20 protein-coding genes and 1 pseudogene are annotated in these 24,845 nt (G+C 65.4%); 6 read left to right on the top strand and 15 right to left on the bottom strand.

The annotated features are described in order from the left end of the window. Window positions 1-52 precede the first annotated feature (52 nt). The 3 genes and pseudogenes from I6F33_RS00285 to I6F33_RS00275 form a co-directional block, all read right to left on the bottom strand. Window positions 53-1,264 carry an ABC transporter substrate-binding protein gene (locus I6F33_RS00285; protein WP_225141282.1) on the bottom strand — a complete coding sequence of 404 codons (1,212 nt, stop codon included), beginning with the start codon at window positions 1,262-1,264 and terminating at the stop codon, window positions 53-55. A gap of 46 nt (window positions 1,265-1,310) precedes the next feature. Further along, on the bottom strand, window positions 1,311-1,634 hold the full coding sequence (locus tag I6F33_RS00280) for a 2Fe-2S iron-sulfur cluster-binding protein (RefSeq protein WP_057028474.1): 324 nt from the start codon (window positions 1,632-1,634) through the stop codon (window positions 1,311-1,313). Window positions 1,635-1,645: 11 nt separating this feature from the next. Next, window positions 1,646-2,847: pseudogene (locus tag I6F33_RS00275) on the bottom strand (cytochrome P450). 83 nt (window positions 2,848-2,930) lie between these two features. Here I6F33_RS00275 and I6F33_RS00270 point away from each other — a divergent pair. After that, complete coding sequence (locus tag I6F33_RS00270) at window positions 2,931-3,437, top strand: MarR family winged helix-turn-helix transcriptional regulator (protein WP_036001836.1); 507 nt, start codon at window positions 2,931-2,933, stop codon at window positions 3,435-3,437. 345 nt (window positions 3,438-3,782) lie between these two features. Here the strand turns inward: I6F33_RS00270 and I6F33_RS00265 are convergent, their stop codons facing one another. Further along, window positions 3,783-5,630: a feruloyl-CoA synthase gene (locus I6F33_RS00265; RefSeq protein WP_225140637.1), complete on the bottom strand. Its 1,848-nt coding sequence runs from the start codon at window positions 5,628-5,630 to the stop codon at window positions 3,783-3,785. A gap of 152 nt (window positions 5,631-5,782) precedes the next feature. Here I6F33_RS00265 and I6F33_RS00260 point away from each other — a divergent pair, with 152 nt between their 5' ends. Beyond that, entirely contained in the window at window positions 5,783-6,289 is a 507-nt protein-coding gene (locus tag I6F33_RS00260) for a MarR family winged helix-turn-helix transcriptional regulator (RefSeq protein ID WP_225140634.1), read from the top strand. 185 nt (window positions 6,290-6,474) lie between these two features. Further along, on the top strand, window positions 6,475-8,283 hold the full coding sequence (gene atzF / locus I6F33_RS00255; RefSeq protein ID WP_225140632.1) for an allophanate hydrolase: 1,809 nt from the start codon (window positions 6,475-6,477) through the stop codon (window positions 8,281-8,283). A 15-nt stretch (window positions 8,284-8,298) separates the two neighbouring features. Here atzF and I6F33_RS00250 read toward each other — a convergent pair whose 3' ends face one another. From I6F33_RS00250 to ugpB, 11 genes are all read right to left on the bottom strand, one after another. Beyond that, window positions 8,299-8,514, bottom strand: a complete 216-nt coding sequence (locus I6F33_RS00250) for a hypothetical protein (RefSeq protein ID WP_029673845.1) — start codon at window positions 8,512-8,514, stop codon at window positions 8,299-8,301. Between the two features lie 100 nt (window positions 8,515-8,614). Beyond that, window positions 8,615-9,337: a GntR family transcriptional regulator gene (locus I6F33_RS00245; protein ID WP_036042811.1), complete on the bottom strand. Its 723-nt coding sequence runs from the start codon at window positions 9,335-9,337 to the stop codon at window positions 8,615-8,617. Next, window positions 9,334-9,729 carry an oxalurate catabolism protein HpxZ gene (gene hpxZ, locus I6F33_RS00240; RefSeq protein WP_225113423.1) on the bottom strand — a complete coding sequence of 132 codons (396 nt, stop codon included), beginning with the start codon at window positions 9,727-9,729 and terminating at the stop codon, window positions 9,334-9,336. The genes I6F33_RS00245 and hpxZ overlap by 4 nt, the downstream gene beginning before the upstream one ends. A 1-nt stretch (window position 9,730) precedes the next feature. Further along, window positions 9,731-11,125 carry an AtzE family amidohydrolase gene (locus I6F33_RS00235; RefSeq protein ID WP_225140630.1) on the bottom strand — a complete coding sequence of 465 codons (1,395 nt, stop codon included), beginning with the start codon at window positions 11,123-11,125 and terminating at the stop codon, window positions 9,731-9,733. A 4-nt stretch (window positions 11,126-11,129) separates the two neighbouring features. Then, window positions 11,130-11,309 (bottom strand): DUF4089 domain-containing protein, encoded by a 180-nt coding sequence (locus I6F33_RS00230; RefSeq protein WP_036001861.1) that lies wholly within the window; start codon window positions 11,307-11,309, stop codon window positions 11,130-11,132. A gap of 26 nt (window positions 11,310-11,335) precedes the next feature. Continuing rightward, window positions 11,336-13,072, bottom strand: a complete 1,737-nt coding sequence (locus I6F33_RS00225) for an ABC transporter ATP-binding protein (RefSeq protein ID WP_225140628.1) — start codon at window positions 13,070-13,072, stop codon at window positions 11,336-11,338. Window positions 13,073-13,166: 94 nt separating this feature from the next. Further along, the gene (locus I6F33_RS00220; protein WP_036001868.1) at window positions 13,167-14,066 is read right to left on the bottom strand and encodes an ABC transporter permease; all 900 of its coding nucleotides are present in this window, start codon (window positions 14,064-14,066) and stop codon (window positions 13,167-13,169) included. Between the two features lie 3 nt (window positions 14,067-14,069). Then, window positions 14,070-15,083 carry an ABC transporter permease gene (locus tag I6F33_RS00215; RefSeq protein ID WP_036042816.1) on the bottom strand — a complete coding sequence of 338 codons (1,014 nt, stop codon included), beginning with the start codon at window positions 15,081-15,083 and terminating at the stop codon, window positions 14,070-14,072. 111 nt (window positions 15,084-15,194) lie between these two features. Next, window positions 15,195-16,814: an ABC transporter substrate-binding protein gene (locus I6F33_RS00210; protein WP_225140625.1), complete on the bottom strand. Its 1,620-nt coding sequence runs from the start codon at window positions 16,812-16,814 to the stop codon at window positions 15,195-15,197. A 354-nt stretch (window positions 16,815-17,168) separates the two neighbouring features. Continuing rightward, window positions 17,169-18,125 carry a phosphotransferase gene (locus tag I6F33_RS00205; protein ID WP_225141280.1) on the bottom strand — a complete coding sequence of 319 codons (957 nt, stop codon included), beginning with the start codon at window positions 18,123-18,125 and terminating at the stop codon, window positions 17,169-17,171. 251 nt (window positions 18,126-18,376) lie between these two features. Beyond that, entirely contained in the window at window positions 18,377-19,699 is a 1,323-nt protein-coding gene (gene ugpB / locus I6F33_RS00200) for a sn-glycerol-3-phosphate ABC transporter substrate-binding protein UgpB (RefSeq protein ID WP_225140624.1), read from the bottom strand. 296 nt (window positions 19,700-19,995) lie between these two features. On the opposite strand from ugpB, the gene I6F33_RS00195 reads away from it, so the two are divergent. Genes I6F33_RS00195 through I6F33_RS00185 form a run of 3 tightly spaced genes read left to right on the top strand, consistent with a single transcriptional unit; the run spans window position 19,996 to window position 24,806 of the window. After that, window positions 19,996-21,006 carry a TRAP transporter substrate-binding protein gene (locus I6F33_RS00195; RefSeq protein WP_346657196.1) on the top strand — a complete coding sequence of 337 codons (1,011 nt, stop codon included), beginning with the start codon at window positions 19,996-19,998 and terminating at the stop codon, window positions 21,004-21,006. Between the two features lie 54 nt (window positions 21,007-21,060). Next, on the top strand, window positions 21,061-23,091 hold the full coding sequence (locus I6F33_RS00190) for an ATP-binding protein (RefSeq protein WP_225141278.1): 2,031 nt from the start codon (window positions 21,061-21,063) through the stop codon (window positions 23,089-23,091). After that, the gene (locus tag I6F33_RS00185) at window positions 23,061-24,806 is read left to right on the top strand and encodes a DUF3369 domain-containing protein (RefSeq protein ID WP_225140622.1); all 1,746 of its coding nucleotides are present in this window, start codon (window positions 23,061-23,063) and stop codon (window positions 24,804-24,806) included. Before I6F33_RS00190 ends, I6F33_RS00185 begins: the two co-directional genes overlap by 31 nt. The last annotated feature ends 39 nt before the right edge of the window (window positions 24,807-24,845 follow it).

Here is a 24,845-nt window from a genome sequence, read left to right as displayed (position 1 = left end):
GAAGCCACCCTCTCCCACAAGGGGAGAGGGTGCAATTGCGCGCTCGCCGCTCCTACTTCACCAGCTCGCATCCGCCCTCCGCCAGCGGGCGGAACGCCTGGTCTGCGGGAATCGTCGCGACCAGCTTGTAATAATCGTACGGATATTTCGACTCCTCCGGCTTCTTCACCTCAAACAGGTACATCGGATGCACGACGCGACCGTCCTGACGGATCGCGGTGTCGCCGAACAGCTTGTCCTTGCCCTTGAACTTCTTCATCTCGGGCACGACCTGCTTGGCATTGTCGCTGCCGGTGGCGGCGACGGCGTTGAGATAAGCGAGCGTGGAAGCATAGACTCCGGCCTGATTGCCGCTCGGCATCTTGCCGTTCATGCCGGGCCGTGCAGCAAAACGCTTGGCGAACGCGCGGGTATCATCGTTCATGTCCCAGTAGAAGGCTTCCATGAGCTGGAGGCCCTGCGCGACCTTGATGCCCATGCCGTGAACGTCGTTGATGAAGAGCAGGAAGGCGACGAGCTTCTGCCCACTCTGCTGGATGCCGAATTCGGCGGCCTGTTTCACCGCGTTGATGGTGTCGCCGCCGGCATTGGCGAGCCCGATGACCTGCGCCTTCGAGCTTTGCGCCTGCAGCAGGAAGGACGCGAAATCGGAGGTGCCGAGCGGATGCTTGGACGAGCCGAGCACCTTGCCGCCGTGACCCTCGATGTATTTCTGCGCCTCCGCCTCGATGCCCTTGCCGAGCGCGTAATCGACCGTGAGGAAATACCAGTCCTTGCCGCCGCGCGACACCATGGCGGCTGCGGTGGTGTTGCCGGTCGCCCAGGCATCGTTGACCCATTGGATGGTGTTGGGCGAGCACGCCTTGCCGGTCAGATCCGAGCTCGCCGTCGATGATGCCAGGAAGGTCATGCGGCTGTCGCGCAGAAGCGCGTTGATGGAAAGACCGACGGCCGAGTTCGGCACGTCGACGATGGCGTCGACGCCTTCGACGTCGAGCCATTTGCGCGCGATGGCGTTGCCGACATCGGCTTTGTTCTGGTGATCGGCATAGACGATCTCGACCTTGATGCCCTTGCCGCCGCCGTTGAAATCCTCCGCCGCCATCCGCGCGGCCTCGACCGAGCCCATGCCATTGGTGTCCTGGAAGATGCCGGAGATGTCGTTGAGCACGCCGATGCGCACGACGTTGTCCGATATTTCGGCGTTGGCCGCGCCGGTCACCAAGCTCGCAGCCAGCGCGAGCGTCCACTTCAGATGTTTCATCATTCCCTCCCTGTTTGATATTTTGAAGATCCGACGGCTTGGCAGATCAGACCTGCCGCTCTGGCAACTTCAGGACGAGCCCATCGAGATCGGGCGTGATCGTGATCTGGCAGGACAGCCGGCTCGTCGGTCGCCGCTCAGCGGCGGTGCCATCGAGCAGCGCATCCTCGTCGTCGGCCATCGCAGGCAGGCGCGCGAGCCAGCTCTCGTCGACATAGACATGGCAGGTCGCGCACATCGCGTTGCCGCCGCATTCGGCCAGAATGCCGTCGAGGCCGTGACGGGTCGCGGCCTGCATGGCGCTCTCGCCGCCTGCGGTCTCGACGCGATCGGACTTGCCGTCGGGATGGATGAAGGTAATGGCAGGCATCAAGCTCCTCGTCAGGCCGGGGTGATCGTCACAGGCAGGCTGTCGAGCCCGCGCAGCGTGTTGTTGAAACGGCGCTTCGGCTCGCCCGTGATCTCGAGCCTTGCGATGCGCCGGGCCAGCGCGGTCAGCATCACTTCGCCTTCCAAGCGGGCGACGAGCTGGCCGACGCACATGTGGATGCCGGAGCCGAAGCCGACATGGCCGGAGGTGCGGCGGGTGATGTCGTACCTGTCAGGGGCATCCCAGCGCCGCGGATCGCGGTTGGCGGCGGCAAGGAACATCAGCACCTTCTCGCCCTCGCCGATTCGCGCACCGGAGATCTCGACCTCACGGGTGGTGGTGCGGAAGAAGGTCTGCACGGGGCTCTCGAAGCGCACGGCCTCCTCGAAAGCACCGCGTGCGAGCGTGAGGTCGTCGCGCAGCCGCTGCCATTGATCAGGAAAGCGCGCGAGGCAATACACCGCAGCGCCGATGCCGTTGACTGTCGTGTCGAGTCCGGCCGACAGCAGCGAACGCACCAGCAGCGGCGCTTCGGCGGCCGTGATGGCGCCCTCGTCGACCCGTGCATGGATGCAGGCGCCGAAGCCGCCGGGCGCCAGATTCTCGCGCTGGCACTGCTCGGCGACATAGGCCTGATGCGGCGCCGATCGTTCGATCGCCTGCTGGCGCAACTGGTTGGGTGGGCCGAACGCGTTGAATACCACGCTTGCGTAGGGAATCAGATGCTCGCGCCCTTCCGGTTTCAGGCCCAGCGCATCCGGAAAGATCGACAGAGGATAGGCCTCGGCGAGATCCGCGATCGCATCGAAGCTGCGCATCTGCAGCAGGGCATCGACACGCGCCTCGGCCGCCTCGGCAAAGCGTCCTGCTTCATCACGGTCGGCGACAACACTTTTGACAGGACGGCGCGGGTGCGGGTGTGCGCCGGCGGATCGGCCTCGAGGATCAGGCTCGGCGGTCGCCACGGCGCCTCCTTCTTGAAGTCGGAAAGGCCGACGCCGCGGCTGGAGCAGAAGGTTGCGGGATCGTTCAGCACAGCGTGGACCTCGGCATAGCGCGCCACGCCATAGACGTTCCACTTGTCGAGATAGACCACGGGGCCGGCTTCCCGCAGCAGCTCATGCGCCGGATAGGGGTCGGCAAAAAAGCTCATGTCGAAGGGGTCGACGTCGAGATGCGGGACACCCGATCCCGCGCAGCCGGATGCGGTCATGGAAGACCTCCCTCATTTTGATCTTGTGAAAGGACGACGCATGCCCTTAGGTCTTTGGGCCCGCCGCGAGTCAGAAACCCGATATGCCGCCGTCCTCGACCAAAGCCCGCCACAAGCCCGCGCCCCATGATGCAGGGCCGACGCTCGATCTCGACCGTTACGTCCCGGCGTTCATCACCTTCATCGCCAACAAGCTCTCGAACAGCGCGACCGCGTTCTATCAGCGCGAGTTCGGTGTCAACGTCACCGAATGGCGGATCATGTCGCTGTTGGCGATCGAACCCGGCATCCCGGCCTCGCGCATCTGCCACGTCATCGGCTTCGACAAGGGGCCGGTGAGCCGGACGCTTGCCGGCCTCGAAAAGCGCGGGCTGGTGTCGATCCGCACCGACCCGAACGACGGCCGCACCCACTCGATCTCGTTGACGGCAAGGGGCCGCGCCACCCATGACAAGGTGATCGTCGCTGCGTTCGAACGCGAGCGACGGCTGTTGTCCTGCCTCAGCAAGGACGAACGCGAGGTGCTGATCGATCTCTTGCGCCGGCTGCACGAAAATCTCGGCGCAGTCACCGGCAGCGTCGACACCTGACGGGTCGCGCGCGGCGCGCAAGCTCCCGTCACTCCCGATCATGCGCCGGCATTTGCCGACGGCACCCCTTCTGCCGCGCATTGCTTCCTCCAGAAAAGAACGCGGCGGTTCGCCCGCCGTCATCTCTGTCTGGAACGGTTCGCACAGATTAGTTGCTTAGGCAACAAAAGAATCGGCAGGATATTGCGACAGGGTTGTTGGCGTATCCCACTCGTCATTCCGGGGCGCGCGTAGCGCGAACCCGGAATCCATCGTGCACCACCCCTACGGTGAAATGGATTCCGGGCTCGCGCCAAGAGGCGCGCCCCGGAATGACAGCGGAGTGTGGCGTCGCTAACTCGGCCTTTACAATCCGATCCACTCACCCGACGCATCATCGTTCAGCCGCGCTACCGCATCGGCGCGGCGCGTCAGCACGGCGCGCTGGTTGATGTAGCCCTTGTCGGTGATCTCGCCGCCGTCGACCGACGGTGGCTCGGCGAGCAGCAGCGCGCGGGTGGCGTGTCCGGACGAGTTGGCGCTCTGCTGTTTCAGCTTCGCCAGACCCTGCGCGATGGCGCTGCGGACCTTGTCGTGTGCCAGCACGTCGCTGGCCGCCGCCGTTTCGGGCAGACCGGCATGGGCGCGGCAGGCCACGATGTTCGGAAACACGAGGAAACGCACCTCGTCACCGCCGTGGCCGGCGACGACGATGTCCTGAGCCAGCGGCGCCAGCGCGGCGATGCCGGCAACGCGCAAGCCGCCGACGCTGACCCATGTGCCGGAATTGAGCTTGAAGTCTTCGGCAACGCGGCCGTCGAAGAACAGGCCGCGCTCGGGGCGCGCGCTATCGGCAAGCTTCACCGCATCTCCGATCAAGTAAAAGCCCTCCTCGTCGAACGCTTGCCTGGTCAGCTCGGGTGCCTTCCAATAGCCGGGCGTGACGTTGGGGCCACGCACCCGCACCTCCAGCTTGTCGCCGGAGGTGACGAGCTTCAGCTCGGTGCCGGGAATGGGCACGCCGATGTTGCCGGAGCGCTCGGCGAGAAAATGACAGTCGGTGGCGAGCGGTGAGGTTTCCGTCGAGCCCCAGGCCGAGACCATCGGCAGCTTGCGGCCGACCGTCTCGAGCGAGAGCTCTTCGAGAGCATCCCACAGATTCTGCGGCAGCGCGGCCCCGGCATAGAAGGCGAATTTCACCTCGCCGAAGAAGCGGCGGCGCAATTCCTCGTCGCTGCGCAGCGCGGCGATCAGCATGTCGAAGCCGCGCGGCACGTTGAAATAGACCGTCGGCATCACGCTTCTAAGGTTGGCGAGCGAGGTCGCGAACAGGCCGGGCGCGGGCTTGCCGCCGTCGATGTAGAGCGCGCCGCCGTTGCGCAGCACGAGGTTGAAATTGTGGTTGGCGCCGAAGGTGTGGCTCCAGGGCAGCCAATCGAGAATGACGAGATCGCGGCTCCGTTCGAGGAAGGTCCAGGTCTGCGCCTTGGCCTGCTGGCTCGACGTCAGCATGCGCTGGGTGTTGATGACGGCTTTCGGCGTGCCGGTCGAACCCGAGGTGAACAGGAATTTTGCGATCGTATCAGGCGTCACCGCGGCGAAGGCTCTTGCGACGTCAGGCGTCTCGGGCGTTGCCGCAATGGCGTGGAACGCGAGCGCGTCGACGTCATCGGCATTGCCGCTGATGATGTGTGCGCTGTGCAACGGCTTGATGGCGGCCAGCGCTGGCGCGAACGGCTGGAGCGCAGAGACGTAGATCGCGCCCGGATCGAGCAGCGCAATCATGCTCTTGAGCTTGTCGAAATCTTTCGACATCAGCGAATAGGCCGGCGAGATCGCCGCCAAGGGCACGCCGACATGCTGGGCGGCGAGCGCGAGCAGCGCATGATCGATGCTGTTGTCCGAGAGGATCGCGACGGGGCGGTCCGCGCTGAGCCCTTGCGCCAGGATCCAGGACGCGGCGGCGCGCACCTTCCGCAGCGCCTGCGCATACGTGACGGTGGTCCAGGGCATTTCGACGTTGCCGCGCTCGGCCAGGAAGATCGCATCCGGCCTTTGCTGCGCCCATTGCTCCAGCCAATCGCCGGTGCAGCGCGCAGTCTCGCCGAGAGGCTCGGGCGAGCGCAGAACGATGCTGCCGTCGGGCCGATGCTCTGCGACGGTCCTTGGCGTTGCGAACAGGCCTGCAACGTCACCATGTGAGGCGACTGTCATGTGTTTCCTCCTCCATCCCGGTTACAGGATCGACCGCGGCCTCGTTCCGGGCTGCTTTGGCCTATAATGTTGGGCACGCCAATTGTTGTCGTCAACAACAATCTTTCGCTCCGGGTCCAAGGGCGCTAGGGTTGCGCGACAGGAGACACGACGTGACAGCCACAGCATCCCGGGCCGACGGCCGCCACGCCCCGCGCAAGCGCGCCGGCAACGGCGCAGCACCACGCGATGGTGCGGACGACGTCGGCCTCGACGCGCTGGCCGGCCACGCCGGCTATGCAGTGCGGCGCTTCCAGATCTGGATCTTTCAGGACTTCATCAAGACGCTCGGCGAGGTCGACATCAGGCCGACGCAATATTCGGTGCTGACCGTGATCGGCGCCAATCCGGGCCTGTCGCAGATGGCGGTGGCAAAACGCCTCGGCATCGAGCGCGCCCGGCTGGTGCACCTGCTCGACAGCCTCGAGCAGCGCAAGCTGGTGAAGCGGATCAAGTCGAAGCAGGACCGGCGCTCGCATGCGCTGCACCTCACCGCGCAGGGCGAGACGGCGCTGACGAAATTCAAGCGGCTCGCGGCCGAGCACGAGCGGCACGTCGAGGCGAAGATCGGCAAGGAGAACCGGGCACAGCTGCTCCGGATCCTCTCCGGCTTCACCTGATCCCGGCTGCCTATGATTTGGGCAGATAGGTCACTGAGGCGACTGGCCGTGCGCCGGCCGAAATGTCCCCCAAGCCACTGATCGCACGATAAGATCCGGCACGATCATCCTGCCCCGATTCTGTACACAATGGCACATCGCTTGCTTCGCTCCGGGCGAAGTCGAATTGCCGGAGTTTTGCCGCCATGGGGGCCGAGCAGCCTGAAACGATCGCCGCGATTGTGGCCGCGCACCGCGCGGGGACGCTGACGCCGGCAGAGACGGTCGCGCGGACCTATCAGCGCATCCGCGATCACGACGATCCTGCCGTGTTCATCAGCCTGCGCGACGAGAAGGACGCGATCGCGGAAGCAGAGAAGCTCGCGGCCCAGGCGGATGCTGCCAGCCTGCCGCTTTACGGCGTGCCGGTCGCGGTGAAGGACAATATCGACGCGCTGGGCTTCCCTACCACCGCGGCCTGCCCGGCTTTCTCCTACACGCCGGCACACGACTCGACCGCGGTGGAACGGCTGCGCGGGGCGGGGGCGATCATCATCGGCAAGACCAATCTCGACCAGTTCGCGACCGGCCTCGTCGGCGTCCGCTCGCCCTACGGCATTCCCCGGAATTCGATCCGCGAGGATCTGATTCCCGGCGGCTCGAGCTCGGGCTCGGCCACCGCGGTCGGCGCCGGGCTCGTGCCGTTGTCGCTCGGCACGGATACCGCCGGCTCGGGCCGCGTGCCGGCGATGCTCAATAACATCGTCGGGTTGAAGCCGAGCCTCGGCATGATCTCGACCGCAGGCCTGGTGCCGGCCTGCCGCACGCTCGACTGCATCTCGGTGTTCGCACTGACCGTGGACGATGCCGCACTCGCGCTGTCGGTGATGGCCGGCCCCGACCAGGCCGATCCATTCTCGCGCGACCGGCCGTTCGGCGCGATCACGCCGATGCCGGCAAACCTGCGCTTGGGTGTGCCGCGCAACGGCCAGCTGATCTTCTTCGGCGACAAGAAAGCGGAAGCCGCCTACAACGATGCGCTGAAGCGATGGACCGCGCTCGGGGCAAAGCTGGTCGAGTTCGACCTCGAGCCGTTCTACGAGACGGCGCGGCTGCTCTATGAGGGCCCCTGGGTCGCCGAGCGTTACCTCGTGATCAAGAACCTGCTGGCGTCCGCGCCAGACACGATCCACCCCGTCACGCGGGAGATCACCGCGGCCGGCGCGCGGCTGACCGCGGCGGAAACCTTCTCGGCGCTCTATCGCCTGCAGGGCCTGCGCAAGATCGCCGAGCGCACGTTCGCCAACATCGACGCGCTGGTGCTGCCGACGGCGCCGACGGCCTATACGACCGCGCAGGTGCTGGCCAATCCGATCGAGCTCAACAGCCGGCTCGGCACCTACACCAATTTCGTCAACCTGCTCGACCTCTGCGGCCTCGCCGTGCCGGCTGCGATGCGCAGCGACGGAATTCCGTTCGGCATCACTCTGCTGGCGCCCGCAGGGCGCGACGCGCTGCTGGCCAGCATCGGACGGGTGTTCCATGGCGACACGAAACTGACGGTCGGCGCGAAGGGTGTGGCGCAGGCCCCGCTCGCGCCCCTGCCCGCAAGCAGCGACGACGAGATTCCGATCGCGGTGGTCGGCGCACATCTGTCCGGCATGGCGCTGAACGGCGAGCTGACGGCGCTGAACGCACACATGATCGAGGCCACCAGGACGGCCGCCGATTACAAGCTCTATGCACTCCAGACCACGCCGCCGAAGCCGGGCATGCTGCGCGTCGAGGCCGGCCAAGGCGCTGCGATCGAGCTGGAGATCTGGTCGCTGTCGTCCTCCGCCTTCGGCAAGTTCGTCAACGCGATTCCCGCGCCCATGGCGATCGGCACGATCAGGCTCGCCGACGGCCGCAGCGTGAAGGGATTTTTGGTCGAGCCGGAAGTGCTGGGCGAAGCTCGCGACATCACCGCCTATGGCGGCTGGCGCAAGTTTATGGCTGAAGCTACGACGGCGTAGACAGCGACCGCGGCCTCACGCCGACTTGCGCCAGGCGGCTTCGTTCTTCTTCTCGTAATCGTCGAACGCCTTGACGAGGCCGGACAGCACCTCTGCGGACGTTTCGAACATCGCGGTGAGCTGGGGCTCGTCGACCTTGCGGATGTCTTCGCGCAGATGCGTCACCGTCTCCTGTAGACGCTGCTTCATCTTCTGGGTGTGATGGCGCGGATCTTTCTCGGAGGAGGCCATGGTGTTTTCTCCTTATCGGATCGATGGGAGGAAACGATCGGTGCAAAGCCGGGTTCCTGAGAACCGACGCCTCTCCTTCACCTCGTGGTGAACACGCAACTCACACCGACACCGCGTAGATCTCGTACTCCCCGCGCACCAGCTCGATATGCGCGCGCATGGCGGCGGCGGCGCCCTGCTTGTCGCCGCGCATGATGGCGACGACGACGCGGTCGTGCTCGGCTTGCGACTTGGCGAGGCGGCCGAGGTTGCGGAACTGGGCGCGGCGGAACGGCTGCACGCGCACGCGGGTCGCGAGCGTGATCTCGGCGATGTAACCGTTCTGCGAGCCGGCATAGATCGCGTTGTGGAAGCGCTCGTTGACCTCGTGGAAGCGCTCGGGATTGCCGGTGTAGCTCAGCACCCGCAGCTCCTCGTGGACGGCCTCCAGGCCGTGACGCTCCGCCGGCGACATGCGTTCGGCGGCAAGACCGGCGCACAAGGCCTCGAGCTCCGCCATCGCCTCGAACATGCCTTTCAGCCGCTCGACGGATGGCCGCGCCACCACGGCGCCGCGATGCGGCCGCGCCTCGACGAGGCCGCTCGCCACCAATTGGCGCAGTGCCTCGCGTACCGGCGTGCGCGAGACGTTGAAGCGCCGCGCGATGTCGGTCTCGTCCAGCGGCGAGCCCGGTGCCAGCGTTCCCCGCACGATCTCGTCGGCAAGCTGCAGCCGCAGCTCCTCGGCGCGCGTGACCTTCAGCAGCGACGGCGATGCACGGTCGACGCGCGGCACCACCGGCTCGGCCGGCAATGCGCCCTGCGGAAGATCATCAAGCGTCATACGGTCTCTTTCGGCTCGTCGATGATGCTGACATGAGCGGCGACGACGCGCCAGCCCTCCGGGAAACGTATCCACGTCTGCATCTGCCGGCCGACCTTGCCGGGAGCCGTATCGCGATAGAACAAGGTGGACGCCACGGCCGTGTCGCGGCCATAGCTGGTGATCACGGTTTTGGCGGTGCGGCGGTTCAGCCCGGCCGGCGAGCGCGCGGCACGGAAGCCGCTGATCGCCTCGTAGCCATAGAGGTTCTCGCCGATGCCGTAGCGCAAGGTGCGCGGATCGTTGCGGAAGAGCTCGCCGAGCACGGCGACGTCGTTGCTGACGAGGGCTTGCTCATAGCGCTCGAACGCGGCTTTGACTTCCGCGATCACCTCGGGGAGATCGATCTGCATCTTAGAACCCTCTCGGCGCGGGCGCAGCGACGACGCCCATCTTCTCCAATGCGTGCGCGACGCGCAGCGCGATGTCCTCGCGCCAGGGCGCACAAATGATCTGCACGCCGATCGGCAGCGGCTCGAGCGGCACGGGGACCGCGACCACCGGCAGGCCGATGAAGGAGATCGGCTGGGTGTGGATGCCGATATTGGCGCGCACCGGCAGCTCGACGCCGTCGAGATTGAAATTGACCTGGCCGAGCTTCGGCGCGGTGCAGGGCGTCGCCGGCGCCAGCAGCACGTCGACCGATCGAAAGATCTCGGCAAGCTGCGCGCGATACCAGCGGCGGAATTTTTGCGCGCGGTCGACCAGCGAGGCCGGCACCATGGCGCCCGCGATCAGCCGGTCGCGCACCGCCGGGTCGAAATCGCCAGGGCGCTTGCGCAGGCGATCGAGATGGAGCGAAGCGCCTTCGGTGGTGGTGATGACGTAAGCCGCCGCACGGGCGCGCGATGCTTCGGGAACATCCACCACTTGCGTCGCGCCCAGCGCCTGGGCGACGCGGCTGACGGCTTCGACCGCTTCCGGAAACACGTTCTTCTGGAAGTGTCCGCCGGCGATCGCAACGCGCAGGCCGGAGATGGACTCATCGAGCCGCGGCGTGACGGGCTCCAACCCGCGCGTGGTGCAGGCGCCGTCGTCGGCATCCGGACCCTGCATCGCGTCATAGGCGAGCGCGAGATCGGCGACGGAGCGCGCGAACGGGCCGAGATGATCGAGGCTCGCCACGAACGGGAAGGAGCGCGCACGTGACAGCCGGCCATAGGTCGGCTTCAGGCCGAAGATGCCGCAGAAGGACGACGGCACGCGTATCGAGCCGTTGGTGTCGGAGCCGAGCGCGATCGGCACCAGCGCGCCGCCGACGGCGCTGCCCGAGCCGCCGGAGGAGCCGCCGCTCATCCGCGTGGTGTCGTGCGGATTGCGCGAGGGACCGTCGTGGATGTTCTCGCCCGTGAAATCGTAGGCGTATTCGCCCATGTTGAGCGCACCGACGAGAACGGCGCCGGCCGCCTCCATCCGCTCGATCAAGATCGCATCGCGTCTGGCGGGCGCGAGGTCGCGGTTGATCTTCGATCCGGCGCGCGTTGGCAGGCCCGCGACATCGAACAGGTTCTTGACGGCGAAGGGGACGCCGGCGAGCGGACCGACTTTCCTGCCCGCGGCGATGTCGGCATCGATCGCGCGCGCTTTCGCCCGGGCTCGTTCGGCGGTGACGTCGGTGAAGGAATTGAGGATGCCGTCATGATGCTCGATGCGCGCGAGCGCAGCTTCAGTGGCATCGAGCGCGGACATCTTGCGCCCCGCAACCGCACTTGCGATCTCGGAGGCCGTCATCTCTGGCTTGGCGGACATGGCGTCAGGCCGTGAAGATCGGCGCCGGCTCGGTCTCGTCCGGCAGCGCGAATTCGTCGACCAGACGGCCAAGCCGCAACGAGACCTCGAGGTTGGCGCGCACGGCAGGCCGCCAGGCCTCCTCGATCGGCAGCGCCAGCGCCTTCGATACGGCGTCGATATAGTCGTCCAGGGGTTCGGCCATCACGCTCTCAAGCAATCAGTGCAGTCTTAGTGTGTCGGCAACGGCGGATGCGGGATCGCCGTCAGCAGCTCCTTGGTGTAGTCGTCCTTGGGATCGCCGAGAACCTGCTCGGAAGAGCCCTCCTCGACGATCCGTCCGGTCCGCATCACAATGACACGATCGCACAACAAGCGCACCACGTTCAAATCATGCGAGACGAACAGATAACTCATACCTAGCCTCGCCTTGAGGTCCTGCAGCAGGTTGAGGACGACAGCCTGCACGGAGACGTCCAGCGCCGCGGTCGGCTCGTCGAGGATGACGAGCTTGGGATGCAGCGCGATCGCCCGGGCGATACCGACGCGGGCCTTCTGGCCGCCGGACAATTGATGCGGGAAGCGGTCGAGCAGATTGTGCGGCAGCCCGACCATGGTGGCGAGTTCCTCGCAGCGGGCGCGGAGCGCGTCGCGGCCCTTGATATCGCCAAGCTGCATGATCGGGTCGGCGATCGCGCGCGCGGCGGTGAAGCGCGGGTTGAGGCTGTCGGTCGGGTCCTGGAACACCATCTGGATGCGGCTGCGCTGCGGCAGCCGGGCGAAGGCGGCAGGCTGAATGCCGCCGATGTCCTCGCCGTCGAACTGGATCAGGCCGGAGGTCTGGTCGAGCAGGCGCATCACCATCATCGACGTGGTCGATTTGCCGCAGCCGGATTCGCCGACCAGACCGACGCTCTCGCCATGACCGATCGCAAAGCTGATGCCGTCGACGGCGCGGAACACGTCGGGCTCGACGGGAGGCTTGCGGCCGAACAGCTTGCCGAGCACGGCGGTCGCGCCCTGGCGGGGATATTCCTTGACGAGCTTTTCAACGCGGAGGAGGAGCTGATCGCTCTTCCCTTCGCTTTGAGAAGCGTGCTGGTCAGGCGCGGCGACAAGGGATGCAGATGTGGCTGCGCCCTCCTCGTCCGGCAGCAGATCGCGCAAGCTCACCCCGAGCCGCGGCGTCGCGCGCATCAGCTTCTTGGTGTAGGGGTGCTGAGGGTTGGCAAAAATGTCGGCAGCCGTGGCGGTCTCGACGACGCGGCCCTTCTCCATCACGACGACGCGGTCGCAATAGGCGGCAGCGAGGCCAAGATCGTGCGTGATCAGGATGGTCGACATCGCGCGGCGTTTGGTCAGCTCGACGATCAGGTCCATCACCGCTTTCTGCGTGGTGACGTCCAATCCGGTGGTCGGCTCGTCGGCGATGAGCAGCTGCGGATTGCAGGCGAGCGCCAGCGCAATGACGACGCGCTGGCACATGCCGCCGGAGAGCTCGAACGGATAGGCGTGATACCGCTCGCGTGGGCGGGCGATCTTGACCTGCTCCAGCGCCTCGATCGCCTTCTCGCCGTGATCGGCGACCTGGGCCTGCTGCACATGGGTGCGCAGCACGTCCTCGATCTGGTCGCCGACTTTGCGGATCGGGTTCAGAGCGGCGCGCGGGTTCTGGAAGATCATCGAGACTTCGCGGCCGCGCAAGTCCCGCATCTGGTCTTCTGTCGCCGCCTTGACGTCGATGCCGGAGAACATCACCGAGCCCTCGGCGATCTTGCCGGCGCGGTCGAGGATGCGCATCACCGCGTAGGAGGTCACCGACTTGCCGGAGCCGGATTCGCCGACGATGGCGAGCGTCTCGCCCTTGGCGACGGAGATGTTGACGTGCTGCACCGCCTTGACGATGCCGCGTCGGGTGGTGAATTCGACCGTGAGATCCTGGACGTCGAGCAGCGGCTGGGCGGTCACGGACGGCTCCCGTCACTTAAACGGTCGAAAACAACCCCATGCACAGTAGAATGGCGACTGAAATCATTGGAGAATTTCTGACCTACGTCTGCCATCACGTCCTCCGCTGGGGATCGACGATATCGCGCAGGCCGTCGCCGAGGAGGTTGAAGCAGAACACGGCGATCATCAGGGCAAGGCCTGGGAAGAGCGCGATCCACCATTCGCCCGACACCATGAAGCCCGCGCCTTCGGCGACCATGATGCCCCATTCGGCGGTCGGCGGACGGACGCCGAGGCCGATGAAGGAGAGGCCGGCGGCGTTGAGGATGGCGTAGCCCATGGTCAGCGACATCTGCACGATCATGATCGGCATGATGTTCGGCAGGATATGCACCAGAAGGATGCGGAACTCGCCGTTGCCTGACAGACGCGCGGCCTGCACGAAGCCGGCATTGCGGCGGACATTGGCTTCCGCGCGCGCGACGCGGGCATAGAGCGGGAAGTTCACGATCGCGGTGGCCAGGATGATGTTCTGCACGGTGTTGCCGAGCGCGGCGACGATGCCCATCGCCAGCACGAACAGCGGGAAGGCCATGATGGTATCGGCGATGCGGCCGACGATGCGGTCGGTCCAGCCGCCGAAATAGCCGGCCGCGATGCCGGCAAGGCCGCCCATCAGGAACACCAGCGCGACCGAGGCGATCGCGATGAAGAAGTCGAGGCGCGTGGCGACGATGACACGGCTGAAGATGTCGCGGCCCAGCTGGTCGGTGCCGAACCAGTGCGCCGCCGACGGCGGTTTCAACGCAGCGGCCGTATCCGAGGCGAGCGGATCGTACGGCACCACGTAAGGGCCGAACAGCGCGGCGAACACGATGATCAGGAGCAGCGCAAAGGCAAAACCCGTGACCTTGTTCTCGCCGAGGACATAGCGGGTCTGCTCGAGTACCGCGACGAGGCCTGACGTGCGGGCGGGACCGACAGGTTCAACAGCAGGCGCAACGGAGCTCATAACCTACCCCTCCAGCCTGACGCGCGGGTCGATCACGCCGTACAAAATGTCGATGATCAGATTGAGCAGCACGTACATGACGGCCATGGTCAGCACGAAACCCTGCACCGGCGCGAAGTCGGAGGAGATCAGCGCTTCCACCGCGTAGGAGCCGATGCCCGGCCATGCGAACACTTTCTCGACCAGCACGTTGGCCCCCAGCAGGAACGAGAACACCATGCTGAGCGTGGTGATGACCGGCAGCATCGCGTTGCGGAACGCGTAGGTGACGATCACGGTTGCCGGCGACAGGCCGCTGGCGCGCGCGGTGCGGACGAATTCGGACGCGAGCACCGCGAGCATCGAGGCGCGGGTCATGCGCGCGATCGGCGCCAGCGAGAAGATTGCGAGCGTCGTTGCGGGAAGAATGAGCTGGCTCAACGCCGAACGGAACGCCTCGAGATCGCGCGCGATCAGGGTGTCGATCAGATAGAAGCCTGTCACCGTCGGCGGCGCGCTGTAGAACACGTCGAGACGGCCGAGCGGCGCCGGCGACCAGCCGAGCCGGAAATAGAAGACATAGACCAGCACGAGGCCGGTGAAGAACACTGGCAGCGACACGCCGGCCGTGGTCGTGATCCGACAGAGATGGTCGATCCATGATCCCGGCCGCGTTGCCGCGAGCACGCCGAGCGGAATGGCGATCGCAACGGACACGAAGAGGCCGAGCAGCGTCAGCTCGGCTGAGGCCGGCAGGCGGTTGCGGATCTCGGTCGCGACCGGCTGGCCCGTCGTCAGCGAGTTGCCGAAATCGCCATGCGCGAGATCGTTGGCATAGCGGAAGAACTGTTCGACCAGCGGCTTGTCGAAGCCGAGTTTTTTCCGGATCTGCTCGACGGCTTCCTTGGTCGCGGCAGGGCCGGCGAAGTAGGCCGCGGGATCGCCCGGCAGCGCGCGCGTCAGCAGGAAGGTGACGATGACGACGCCGATCAGCGAGGGGATCGCGAACATCAGGCGCTTGCCGATCATGGTCAGCATGGTGCTCGCTCCGCTCGCGCGAATGGCGAATAGCGAGTGGCGAATGGATATTCGCTCCTGTCGACCATCACGTCCCCCTACTCGCTATTCGCCGCTCCCTATTCGCTTTCCTCACCCCTTCGCCATCGCGCGATAATCGAGCCTGCGGTGGAACCAGTATTGGTAGCCGCTGATGTTCTTCTGCATCGCGACGTTGACGAACGGCTGATACAGCGGGATGCGCGGGACGTCGGCGAAGGCGAGATCGACGAAGCCTTTCACGTCGGCATCGTAAGCGGCCTTGTCGCCGGTGGCGGCCGCCGTGCGCGCACCGTCGATGAACTTGTCCATCGCCGCCGACTTGTAGCTCATGGTGTTGAAGACGGAATTGTTGCCGTGATAGCACCAGTAGAAGAAGTATTCGGGGTAATCGAGCCAGCCCGAGAACACGTTGGTGAACAGCGGCATCTCCTTCTTGTTGAGCTCGGTGCGCCAGTTGGCACCGGGCACCTTGTTGATGGTGGTCTTGATGCCGAGCTGGGCGAGGCTCTCCTGCACCAGCACGCAGAGCGGCTCGTTGACGCCGGCGAAATTGAGATCGAACGAGATCGTAGTCTCGAAGCCGTTGGCGTAACCGGCCTCAGCCAGCAGCGCCTTCGCCTTCTCCATGTCGGTGTTGTACTTGTGCGGCTGCGGCCAGGCGACTTCGGTGGCCTTGTCCTTTGCGCCGAACATGGGATTGCCGAGGCCGAACAGCACGGCGTCCATGATCTTCTGATACGGCAGCGCATAGGCGATGGCCTGTCGCACCTTGACGTTATCGAACGGCGGCTTGGTGACGTTCATGCCGATATACTGGATGCCGTTGGAGAACGGCAGCGACACCACGTTGAGCTTGCCGTTCGCCTTCATCTCCTGGAAATCCTTGAACGGCAGTTCATAGGAGATGTCGGCATCGCCGCGCTCGAGCAGTGCACGGCGGTTGCCGGCCTGCGGCACCATGCGCCAGATCACGCGCTTGATCTTGGGAAGCGGACCGCCGACCCAATCCTCATTGCGCTCCATGATCACCTCGGTGCCCGCGGTCCACTTCGTCACCTTGTAGGCGCCGGAGCCGGCGGTCTGCTGTTTTGTAAACTCGAGGCCCCAGGGATCCTTCTCGCTGGCATTCTTCTTCACCAGCTCGGAATTGACGATGCAGGGCACGATCACGGCTAGATCGGGGATCGTCAGCTTGTCCTTCTTCAGGAACTCGACGCGCACAGTGTGATCGTCGACCACGACGAATTGCTCGGCCTTGGTGAGCGAACCCGCGCTCATCTGGAAGGTCGGGAAGCCGCCGACGCTGACGGCGCGGTCGAGCGACCATTTCACGTCTTTCGCGGTAACAGGCGCGCCGTCGTGGAATTTGGCGTTCTTCTTCAGCTTGAAGGTGACCGACATGTCGTCGATCTTCATGTCGTCGGCGAGCTCGCCCTTGAACTTGTCACGGTCGTAATAGGGCACGCCGCCGGGACCGCTCTTCATCTCATGGCTGATCAGGCGGTCGTAGCAATTCCAGGAGACTTCATAGCCGGGCACGTTGGTGCCGATGCCATGGATGTCGAGATTGTTGGGGCCGCCTTCCGAGACGATCAGCAAGGTCTCCGAGCGGGCATCGGCCTTGGCTGAGGAGATCACGGACGGCATGGCCGGAAGCGCCGCGCCAGCGGCCAACCCGGAAACGGATTTGAGGAAATCGCGGCGCTTCATGAAATCGCTCCAACACAAAGGTTTTTGGCTGGAACTGGATTCGCAAGGTTTGTGCCAAGGCTTAACGGAGGACTAAAGTCCATCTAAGCCGCTAATATCACAAATTATTCCTGTTCTCAGCACTCTGCACCGCAACGCGCAATTGCATACAAAGACGCACAATTGCGTAAAACTTAGGCTGATCGACTCGAGGGATCATTATGGAGGCAGCCGCCGGCGCTCGCCCCGGCCCCCCAGAGTCATTCCGGGGCGATGCGCAGCATCGAACCCGGAATCCATCGGGCGGCAGAACGCGCGGCACAATGGATTCCGGGCCCGCCGCTGCGCGGCGCCCCGGAATGACGGAGGGGGCCCTCAGTTGGGCCAGATCAACTCCTGCAGCTCGATCAAATCATCCGCCCGCTCCTGCCAGCCCTCGATGCAGATGTGCGCGTTGAGGTCACTGGCGCGGTGCAGCAGCATCAGGGCCATCAGGCGGCGCTTGAGCGTCGCGTCCAGCCTTGCATAGCCGAAGCCTTCGAGCAGGCTCTTCACCCTGCCCGGACGGCCCGCCGCCATGAAGGCGCTGGGGCCGAGCAGATCGTAGTCGCGCCACCCTGTGAGCACGTCGCCGAAATCGAACAGACCTGCGAGCGACCATTGGCCGTCATCGCAGGCGAGCAGGAAGTTCTCGGGAATGTATTCGCCGATCAGGATCACGGGCGGCGCGTCCATCGGGATCAGCTTCGGGGCGTCACGTAGGAGATCGTCGAGGCCTTCGAGGAATTTTGGTGCGAGGCCGAGACGCGTGTGCCGCGCGCGGCAGCCCTGCATCTGGGCGCGCATGAACGCATCCCAGCGCGGCTCGATGGACGCGAGCTCCCCGAGCGGAACGCGCTGCACGGCGGCGATGGTCTCCCCGATCTGGAGCAGCAGGCGCTCCTTCTGCGGCTCCGGCAGTGATGGCCAGACCTCCGAACCCAGCGTGCCGGCGAGGCGCGTGATGACGAGATAGGGCCAGCCGTCGCGCATCCCCTCCGCGACGATCTCGGGGATCGGCAGGTGCAGACGGCCTTTGAGCTGCGTCAGCGCGGCGCGCTCCGAGACGAACTGCGCTGCGAGCAGCGGCGGAAAGATTTTCAGGATCAGCCTGTCGCCGAGGCCGACCACGAGATTGGTGCCGGTCGCAAACACATGCGGCGAGCCGGCATCGAGGCCATGTCTGCGTGCGATGTCGAGAGCGACCGGCAGCCATTGCGCGGAGGCGGAGCGGAAGGCGCAGAAGCTTGCGGCGTCGGTGAAGGGAGGCAGCTGTTGCGGCGTGATTGTCATCTGCACTCGCGTATCGAATGCAGGGGCAACTTTGGTTGACGCGGTGCAAGCCAAGGAAACGGTGCACCTCTCCCGCTTGCGGGGGAGGTCGGCGCGAAGCGCCGGGTGGGGGCTCTCTCCACGTGGGGACACTCTCCGCAGACTTCAGACAATCCCAACGTGGAGAGAGCCCTCTCCCCAACCCTCCCCCGCAAGCGGGGGAGGGAGCGCACCTCGTTCGCAGCGGCGGCGAGACCTAATCGCAACACACCCTACCGCTCGGGACTGGCGCGCTCGAACTGGCGCAAGAGCTTGTTGCCGCGCTCGACGGCGGAATCGAGTGCTGATTGCGCGCTCTTGTGGCCGGCGAAGGCCTGCTCGAGCTCGTCCTCGATCACGCCGCGGATCAGGATGAAGGAGCCGAGCCGGATGCCCTTGGAGTTCTCGGTCGGCGGATTGAGCGTGATCTGCTCGAACGAGATCGCCGAGCCCGGATTGCGCTCGTAGAAGCCTTGCGAGCGCGTCAGCTCGAAGGCGGCGCGGGTCACGGGGAGATAGCCGGTGTTCTGGTGCCAGGCGGCCTGCACGCCGGGCTGGGACAGATAGGCGAAGAAGCGCGCCACGCCCTTGTATTCCTCGCGCGGACGGTCGCGCAGCACCCACAGCGTGGCGCCGCCGATGATCGAGTTCTGCGGCGCGCCCTTCACGTCGGGCCAATAGGGCATCATGCCGTAGCCGATCTCGAACTTCGAATTCGCCTTGATGTCGGCCCGCGTGGCCGAGGAGCCGATGAAGATGCCGCATTCGCCTTTCTGGAATCGCGGCTCGGCCGACTGGCCGCGGCCGCTATAGTCGAACAGTTTTGTCTTTTGCCACTCGGCAAGCTGGCCGACGTGCTTGACCACGATCGGATTGTTGATGGTCAATTCCGCATCGAGGCCTGCAAAGCCGTTGGTGCGGGTGGCCAGCGGCAGATTGTGGAAGGCGGCGAAATTCTCGACATGGATCCAGGACGGCCAGGACGTGGTGAAGCCGCAAGCAGCGCCGCGGTCGCGCAGGCGCTTGGCGACCGCTCCCAGTTCCGGCCAGGTCTTCGGCGGCGCCTCCGGATCGAGGCCGGCGTCGCGGAACATGGTCTTGTTGTAATAGAGGATCGGCGTCGAGGAATTGAACGGAAAGGACAACAGATTGCCGGCCGCATCGGTGTAATAGCCGGAGACCGCGGGCAGATAATCACTGAGCGAGAACGGCTCGCCCTGGTCCCGCATCAGGCTGAACACCGGATAGATCGCGCCCTTGGCCGCGGTCATGGTGGCGGTGGCGACCTCGTTGACCTGGACGATGGCGGGCTGGGTGCGCGAGCGGAAGGCGAAGATCGCCGCCGTCACCGTCTCGGTGTAATTGCCCTTGTAGACGGGCACGATGCGGTAATCGGATTGCGAGGCATTGAAGTCGGCGGCGAGCTTTTCCAGCTGCCGGCCGAGCTCGCCGGACATGGCGTGCCACCAGGCGATCTCGGTGGCAGCCCGCGCAGGGGCGGCCAATGCGAGGGCCGCAAAGGCGGCAACGAGCTGCAAAAGGCGCAAGGCTGACATCAGGATGGCTCTTCCCAGGCCGCGGTCGACGTGGCGGCTGTCCTGCTTAAGGCCCGGCAGTGGCCGTTTCAACCGGGAATGAACGCCGGCCGCGCCGCACAATCAGCCCGCTGGCCGGGGGCGGGGTGGGACTTCCCTTAACTTCTGCTGGAGCCCCGTTCCGATCGGAACGGGTTCTAAATTATTAATTTGACGGGTTTTCTTTACGCGAACCGGTATCCACTTCGCTTGAAAACGCTTTAGATTGCATTGAACCTTTTCCTTCCGCCATAGACTCCACCACTGAGGGGTTGAGTGTGCCAGTGTTGAGCCGTGCCGAACTCTCGCGGACCGGGGTGATCTTCGTCGCGCTTCTGCTTGCCGCGGTCTCGTCGAGCATGCGCGCGACGAGTGCGGTTGCGCGCGAATTTCGCGCCGCCGACACCCAGGCCGAAGATTACCCGACCGTCCAGGCGCTGCGCTACATGGGCTCCCTGATCGCCGAGCGCACCAAGGGCCGCCACGAGATCAAGGTGTTCCACTCCCGCCAGCTCGGGGAGGAAAAGGAGACGATCGAGCAGACCCGGGCCGGTGCGATCGACCTCAACCGGACCAATGTCGCCCTGATCGGCAATTTCGTCCCGGCGATGAACGTGCTGGCGATGCCGTTCCTGTTCCGGTCCATCGAGCACATGCAGAAGGTGCTGGACGGACCTGTCGGCAGCGAGATCCTCGGTAGCTTCGAGCCCTACGGCTTCGTCGGGCTCGCCTTCTACGATTCGGGTGCGCGCTCGATCTATAACGGGGTCCGCCCGGTGAAGACCATCGCGGACCTCAAGGGATTGCGGATCCGCGTGCAGCAGTCGGAGTTGATGAGCCAGATGATGCGCGCGCTCGGCGCCGAACCGGTCGAGCTGCCCTACGGGCAGGTGCTCACCGGGCTTGCCAACCATCTGATCGACGGCGCCGAAAACAACTGGCCATCCTTCGTGACCACGAACCATTACAAGCATGCCGGCCATTACACGCTGACCGAGCACACGATGAGCCCGGAGGTGCTGGTGATCTCTCTGAAGGCCTGGAACAGCCTGTCGGCGGAGGAGCAGACGATCTTTAAGGAGGCCGCGCAGCGCTCCAGCCGGTTCATGCGCGAGAAGTGGCGCGACCTCGAGGAACAGTCGCAGCGCAAGGCGCAGGAAGCCGGCGTGACCATCATCAGGGACATCGACCGCAAGCCGTTCGAGGACGCCATGGCCGCAATCTACGCCAAGGCCGCGCGCGACCCCGCGGCGGCCGCGCTGATCGAACGGATTCGCAAGGTGGAGTGAGGCCTGTTGGCTGCGCTTGGACATAGCGATCACGCGGACAAGCCACCCGGCCCGATCGGGCAGCTGCGCGCGCGCATCGTCGGCCTCTTACGGGCGGTGCCGATCCGCTGGCGCATCCTGTCGATTGCCGCGCTGAACTCCGCCGTGGTCGTGGTGCTGGTGGCGATGATCTGGAACGGCGCCAAGGTGCTTGGCTCGGCCTGGGACGATGTGCGCCAGGTGCGCGAGTCCGACCGGATCCTGGCGCTGCTCGAAAGCGAGACCGGGCGGCTGCAGAACCTGATCCACCGCTACATCAACCAGCCGAGTCCGGACCTGTTCGCCGAGATCCTGTTGCTGCGCGAGGCGGTGCTGGGCACGCTGACCAATCGCGCCGCCAAGGACCCGATGCTATCGGGCTCGGTCGAGGAGCTGGAGCGCACCACCGACCGCTTCCTCAACGGCTTCGGCGAGCTGCGCAGCGTGCAGTCCACCATCGCCAAGACCTATGAGGAGCAGGTGCAGGGCCCGGCCAGGGACATGGCGGGCCTCTACTCCATCATCGAGGGTGCCACCGGCCATCGCGACGCGCTGATCTGGCCCTCGCTCGGCAAATCCCGCGAAGCCTTCACCGCGATGCTGGTCGCGGCCAATTCCTATTACCTGTCGCAGTCGTCGGGCGCCGCCGACGACGCGCGCCGCCATACCGAGACGATCGAGAGGACCATCCCGGTCATGATCGATCTCGCCGACAACGACCTGCAGAAGATGGCCTTGCGGCGGCTCGCGGCCCGCACCGCCGCACTTCGCGAGGGTTTTGCAAAACTCTCCGAGCAGCTTGCGAGCCGCACTGAGCTGCTCCGCAACACCATCGACGCCAGCCAGGCCGAGGCGATCGGCGCCATCGACGACCTCTCGACCAAGATGCGCCAGCGCGAGCAGAAGGCGCAGGAGGTGTTCGACCGCACGCTGGCGGACATCTCACGCCGGGTGCTGTCGATCGCGGTGATCTTCCTCGGCATCATCCTCACCGCGGGCGTCCTGATCGCGCTGTCGATCCGCCTGCCGCTGCAGCAAATCATGACCGCGATGCGCGCGATCACGCTCGGCGACCTCGACCGCGAGGTGCAGGGCACGAAAGCGCGCGACGAGGTCGGGGCCATGGCACGCGCGGTCGAGGTATTCCGCGAGAACGCGATCGCCAAGCGCCGGACCGAGGACGAGCTGCGCGCGTCCAAGGAGAAGGCCGAGAGCGCCCTGCTCGAGCTCAACACCGCGCAGCAGAACCTGATCGACGCCGAGCGGTTGGCCGCGCTCGGCGGCCTGGTTGCCGGCGTCGCGCACGAGGTCAACAACCCGATCGGCATCAGCCTGACGGTGGCTTCGAGCTTTGCCCGGCGCACCGAGATTTTCGAAGCCCAGCTCAAGGGCGAGGGCGGCCTGCGCCGCTCACAGCTGGAGGAATTCGTGCAGTCCTCGCGCGACGCCTCGCAGCAGCTCGTCGCCAATCTCCAGCGCGCCGGCGAGCTGATCCAGTCGTTCAAGCAGGTCGCGGTCGACCGCTCCCATGCCGAGCGGCGGCAGTTCTCCTTAAGCGAAGCCACCGACCAGATCATCGCCAGCCTCAAGCCCGTGCTGAAGCGCTCGCCGATCACGCTGGAGGTCGACGTCCCCGAGGGGCTGCTGCTCGACGGCTATCCCGGCTCCTACGGCCAGATCCTGACCAACCTCTTCCTCAACGCCGCCAACCACGCCTTCGCCGACGGCCGCGCCGGCCGGATCGCGATTTCGGCGCGGCCGCGCGGCACCGAGGACATCGAGATCAGCTTCTCCGACGACGGGGCCGGCATGACCCCGGACGTGCAGCGCCAGGCCTTTGACCCTTTCTTTACCACCCGGCGCAATGAAGGCGGCACGGGACTTGGCCTTCATATCGTCTATAACCTCGTCACCCAGCAGCTCGGCGGCCGGATGATGCTGGAATCCAAGCTGGGACAAGGCACTACTTTTCGCATTATCATGCCCCGCGTCGCCAAGGGCGGCGCGCAAAGCACAGAAAGTGACGGATCTTCGCAATGGCCGAACAGGACGATGTCCTCCACCTGATCGACGACACCGGTACCGCGTCGGAGGACAGCAACGCCCGGAAATGGAAGATCGCCGTCATCGATGACGATCCCGCCGTGCATGACGGCACGCGTTTCGCCCTGTCGGACTACAGCCTGAACGGCCAGAGCCTGGAGATCCTGTCGGCCTATTCCGCGGCCGAAGGGCGCAAGCTGATGGCCGAGCACCGCGACGTCGCCGCCGTGCTGCTCGACGTCATCATGGAGACCGACGTCGCCGGCCTCGAGCTGGTCGAGTTCATCCGCAACGAGATCCGGAACGAGACCGTGCGCATCATCCTGCGCACCGGCCAGCCCGGCCAGGCGCCGGAGCGGCGCGTCATCGTTCAGTACGACATCAACGACTACAAGGCCAAGACCGAGCTCACCGCCGACAAGCTGTTCACCTCGCTGACCGCGGCGCTGCGCTCCTATCAGCAGCTCGAGCGCATGGTGCAGACGCGGCGCGGGCTGGAGATCATCATCGATGCGGCGTCCACGCTGTACGACTTCAAGTCGATGCAGCGGCTCGCCGAGGGCGTCCTGACCCAGCTCGCTTCGCTACTCAACGTCGATTGCGCCGGCATCCTGGTGCTGCGCGACAATGGCGGCATCGATCCCGAGCTCTCGGTGCTCGCCGGCAGCGGCTGCTACAGCCGCTTCATCGGCACCACCTCGTCGAAGGCGCTCGACCCCGAGCTGCGCGAGATGGTGGAGGCCGCGTTCCAGCGCCGCAAGAACGAGTTCGCCGACCATCGCAGCGTGATCTATTTGCGCACCGGATCGGGCCGCGAGGTCGTGGTGCTCCTCCAGGCCGAGCGCGAGCTGTCGGAGACCGACCGTTCGCTGGTCGAGATCTTCTCCTCCAGGCTCTCGATCGCCTTCGACAACGTCATCCTCTACCAGCAGCTGCAGGACGCCAATACCCAGCTGGAGGACCGCGTCGCCCAGCGCACCCGCGCCCTGATGCAGGCCAACCGCCGCCTCTCGGCGCAATGGTTGCGGCTGCAGCGCGCCAACGGCTTCAAGAACGAGATCCTGGGCACCGTCGCGCACGACCTGAAGAACCCGCTCGGCGTCATTCTCGGCCGCACCGAGATGCTCAAGGAGCTGATCTCGACCGGCGCCTCGGAAAGCGGGATCGTCGCCCAGGTCGACCACATCCGCGACGCCACCAAGCGCCTGACCACGATGGTCGATCATTTGATCTCGGACGCGATGGCCGATGCCTTCGACATCACCATCCGCCGCGAGCCGGTCGACGTCGCCGCCCTGGTCAAGGAGGTCGCCGAGGCCAACCAGCCGCTCGCGGTCAACAAGCAGCAGGCGATCAGCGTCACCGCGCCGCCCAACATCGTCACCATGTGCGACACCGACCGCATCCGCGAGGCGATCGACAATCTCATCAGCAACGCCATCAAATACTCGCCGATCGGCGGCAAGATCGACGTCACCGTGGTCCACGAGGGCAGCGACACCATCGTCAGCGTCAGCGACGAGGGCGCCGGGCTGTCGCCGGAGGACCTCGGCCGGCTGTTCGGCCGGTTCCAGCGGCTGTCGGCCAAGCCGACTGCCGGGGAGAGCTCGACGGGACTTGGTCTCTCCATCGTCAAGCGTATCATCGACATGCACGGCGGCGAGGTGACCGCCGAGAGCGAGGGCCCCGGCAAGGGCTCGACCTTCACCATCACCCTCCCTGCGACTGAAGCGCCGTGATGTCAAAGCCCATGATGCAAAGCCCATGATGCAAAGCCC

The sequence above is a fragment of the Bradyrhizobium sp. BRP20 genome (assembly GCF_020194215.1).
In the GTDB taxonomy this organism is placed as follows: Bacteria; Pseudomonadota; Alphaproteobacteria; order Rhizobiales; family Xanthobacteraceae; genus Bradyrhizobium; species Bradyrhizobium yuanmingense.
Note: the sequence above shows the minus strand (reverse complement) of the source record. Positions and strands in the feature narration are given on the sequence as shown.